The organism is Vibrio sp. S9_S30, assembly GCF_014694455.1.
Classification (GTDB): domain Bacteria; phylum Pseudomonadota; class Gammaproteobacteria; order Enterobacterales; family Vibrionaceae; genus Vibrio.
The window spans coordinates 1-2,850 of record NZ_JAAUWT010000066.1 but is presented as its reverse complement, the minus strand read 5'-3'; the positions used below and the strand labels follow the sequence as shown (position 1 = coordinate 2,850).

Here is a 2,850-nt window from a genome sequence, read left to right as displayed (position 1 = left end):
AAAAATCATCGACATCACAAAATGTTTCTATTAACTTATCCATGCTCGTTCCTTTGAGATCTTATATATTTAGTCAATGATCTGATCTCGGAACGAGCCATTAGTTCCTTCCTAACGAATTTCCTTAAAAAGCCTTCAATCAATCCTAAGCCCAGTCATGGTAAGGGTTCAAAGGGTATCGTATATACACCCTTTGGAGCCGACAACCCCATTTGTCGGACCCGGCATTTTTCTACTTTTCTGGGTTTTCAAATCAGATTTGCATTCCGAATTTTTAATTACTAAGTTTCTGTTGTGACCTGATTCACTCAGTCTAAAAAATGAAAAACAAAGAAAATAATGATACTAACATCCAGAATAAAGAAGTTTCGTACTCTACTTGAAAACACCTGTGAAATCTCAATCAAGTCTTCAATGCAACCAGCATTCAAATCGGAGTTTACGGATCTGGTCAACTTTGTTGCGCCCGAACTGACTACCACAGAGAAAGTTAAAACTGTTCAGCTTTGCCTTTGCTATAAGTTTCCACTGTTATGGCTGAACGCAGAGTTTAAGGCAGCATTTGGAGGCGCTGGCCACTCTCAGTTGCAGCAATTTTCCAACACCTTCCTTAACGAAGATTTGTATCGGTTTCAGCTACAGCATCCTTCCATTTTTGCTTCACAGCGTGATTACGACCCTGTTGTGCATCATCTTGACCTATTCGAGCTAAATCCCAGTTACTTCCTCTCTGGGTATCTTCTTGAGGCTAATGCGTTGAACTCAGATCTTATAAACGTTTTCCGCGATCACAAGTCACGGTACACATCTGTTTGCCCTACACGCACAATGTCTGTCAAAGCTGCAGCGGTGGCCTACCCCAAGTTGCTTTGGGACTTTGGTAAAGCAAGCAAAGCTGTTGAGATACTGAAAACCGAAGAAGCTGTGATGGAGCTTTGTAAGTTCGCAGAAGCCAAACTAACCACCCTTCTGATGAATGCGTTTTTGGCTTATTATTCAGGTGTTGAGCGCAAGCACATGGAAGACATGACAAAAGAAATAACCAACCGCATTGTGCTGTTTGAAGATATTGGGGAGTGGCAATAGGGTGTCCAAACATCAACTCATGGAAAGACCTGGCAAGGCACCTACAACCGGGACATAAGTGAACTTGGCAGCTCAGCAAGACGTTTCCTTAAAAGCAAACACTCCAAGAACACACAGAACGCTTATCAGTCTGATGCTCGGATTTTCACTGAATGGTGTTATCTCCAGTCACCTCAGATTGACCCAGTTCAATCCACGGCTGCTAATATTTGTGACTTTCTTGCTGACCAGGATGATGGGTCATTTTTACATCGGCGGTAACACTGGCGAACTTTGCCGCTGGGTTTGGACGGATAAGGCAAACAGAGTTGGCACTTTGGAGGACGGAGATCCCCTAGCCTACGCCACTATCTACCGGCGACTGAACGGCGTTAAATTCGCTCTTCGTCAGCTTGGTCGCTCATTCAACGAAGCAGAACTGAATGTGTTCAAAGAAATGCTGCAAGGTATTGGCTCTGATGAATTGAAGCTGATCTTCAAAGATTTCAACCTCGAAGACCAGATAGATCTGAGAGATAGAGCGCTGATAATGTTGCTATATCGGGTCCTGTGGAAGAACCCCCAAAACTGTAAACTTTGGAATCTAACCTCATCTATGCGTCAGATTAAATTACTGCTACAAGCACGATAATCTAGTTGAACTCGCGACTGTAGGTACTTTTTGATGGCTTTTAATGAAGAAAAATACGATAACATCCTAGATAAGTTGTCCTCTGAGGATTTTACCAACCTGAATCGACTTGCTTATCAAGCTGGCATCCGTGATTTGATTGATGAAACAGAAGCTATCTGTGGCATCGCTAGAAAAGCGTTGGATTATGCTCTTGATGACAACACCAAGTTGCACCTTGAAAACTTACATGAAAAAATTGATGTGTTAAGTATGGAGGTGTCTGGGTTAATTGACACGCTCGAAAAAATTAACGATAAATTGGACGAAGCCGAACAAGTTCTTCTTGAGAATATCTATGACGACGATGAATGGGGTTAACCCATAATTCATACCGTGACTTAGTAAAAATCATGTGACAGATATTGAAGACACTGCTTTTAACGCTCGATAGATCGTGGCTTCACCTAGTTGAAATTCTTTGGCTAGCTGTCCAATGGCTGCGCCTTCAGTTCGGCGCAAGTGTATAGCACGACATATTTGCTCATTGAGCTTTGCCGGACGCCCAAACTTCACTCCGTTCTCTTTTGCTTTCGCTATGCCTTCCGCTTGTCGTTCAGTACGCAAGTCATTTTCAAACTCAGCAATAGACTCCAACATGTTAAACATTAACCTTCCGGTTGATGTGCTTGTATCGATATACTGATCGTTCACTGTTTCAATGATGAAACGATTTTTCAGCAACGCTCTGTCCCACAAAGAAATAAACTTTTTCTTCATGTTCTTTCTGATGGTGGTGATTAACTCAACGCCTTTGTTGAGTAGTTCTCCTGTCAAGGCTTGGCTAATATAACCTTTGTCACCATAGAGTTTGCCCCACAAACCCTCGACCATTTCAGGTACTGGCTTTCTATCATCTTCATTACCCTTGGTGAGCTTTAATACAACTATTTCGCCCAAGTGATTGATAATAAGATGAAGTTTAAAACCAAAAGACCATCCCATCGTTCCTTTGCCGTGACAAGCAATCCCGTCAAACACTTTATTTCGTTTTGCTCTGATGATATGACAAACTTCGATTTTTGTTGAATCAACAAACTGAATACCTGTCGGTTTTCCAAGCTTTGAAGTGAGATAGGAACACATTGGGATCA

At 42.1% G+C, this 2,850-nt stretch carries 4 protein-coding genes and 1 pseudogene; 3 read left to right on the top strand and 2 right to left on the bottom strand.

Going from position 1 to position 2,850, the window contains the following annotated elements:
* Positions 1-339 precede the first annotated feature (339 nt).
* The 3 genes from HC752_RS23890 to HC752_RS23880 all read left to right on the top strand — a co-directional run bounded on the left by HC752_RS23890 (position 340) and on the right by HC752_RS23880 (position 2,077).
* Positions 340-1,086 carry a hypothetical protein gene (locus HC752_RS23890; protein WP_190337682.1) on the top strand — a complete coding sequence of 249 codons (747 nt, stop codon included), beginning with the start codon at positions 340-342 and terminating at the stop codon, positions 1,084-1,086.
* 232 nt (positions 1,087-1,318) lie between these two features.
* Positions 1,319-1,717: a hypothetical protein gene (locus HC752_RS23885; RefSeq protein ID WP_190337681.1), complete on the top strand. Its 399-nt coding sequence runs from the start codon at positions 1,319-1,321 to the stop codon at positions 1,715-1,717.
* A 33-nt stretch (positions 1,718-1,750) separates the two neighbouring features.
* Positions 1,751-2,077, top strand: a complete 327-nt coding sequence (locus HC752_RS23880; RefSeq protein WP_190337680.1) for a hypothetical protein — start codon at positions 1,751-1,753, stop codon at positions 2,075-2,077.
* A gap of 30 nt (positions 2,078-2,107) precedes the next feature.
* Here HC752_RS23880 and HC752_RS25340 read toward each other — a convergent pair whose 3' ends face one another.
* Together HC752_RS25340 and HC752_RS23870 are read right to left on the bottom strand one after the other, a co-directional pair.
* On the bottom strand, positions 2,108-2,410 hold the full coding sequence (locus HC752_RS25340) for a recombinase family protein (protein WP_446751457.1): 303 nt from the start codon (positions 2,408-2,410) through the stop codon (positions 2,108-2,110).
* Positions 2,399-2,850: pseudogene (locus HC752_RS23870) on the bottom strand (IS982 family transposase); the annotation flags it as partial. The gene HC752_RS25340 and the pseudogene HC752_RS23870, both read right to left, overlap by 12 nt.

Excerpts from the sequence above, each read along its gene's own strand:
- HC752_RS23890 (WP_190337682.1), top strand. The coding sequence starts at position 340 with ATGATACTAACATCCAGAATAAAGAAGTTTCGTACTCTACTTGAAAAC.
- HC752_RS23885 (WP_190337681.1), top strand. The coding sequence starts at position 1,319 with ATGATGGGTCATTTTTACATCGGCGGTAACACTGGCGAACTTTGCCGC.
- HC752_RS23880 (WP_190337680.1), top strand. The coding sequence starts at position 1,751 with ATGGCTTTTAATGAAGAAAAATACGATAACATCCTAGATAAGTTGTCC.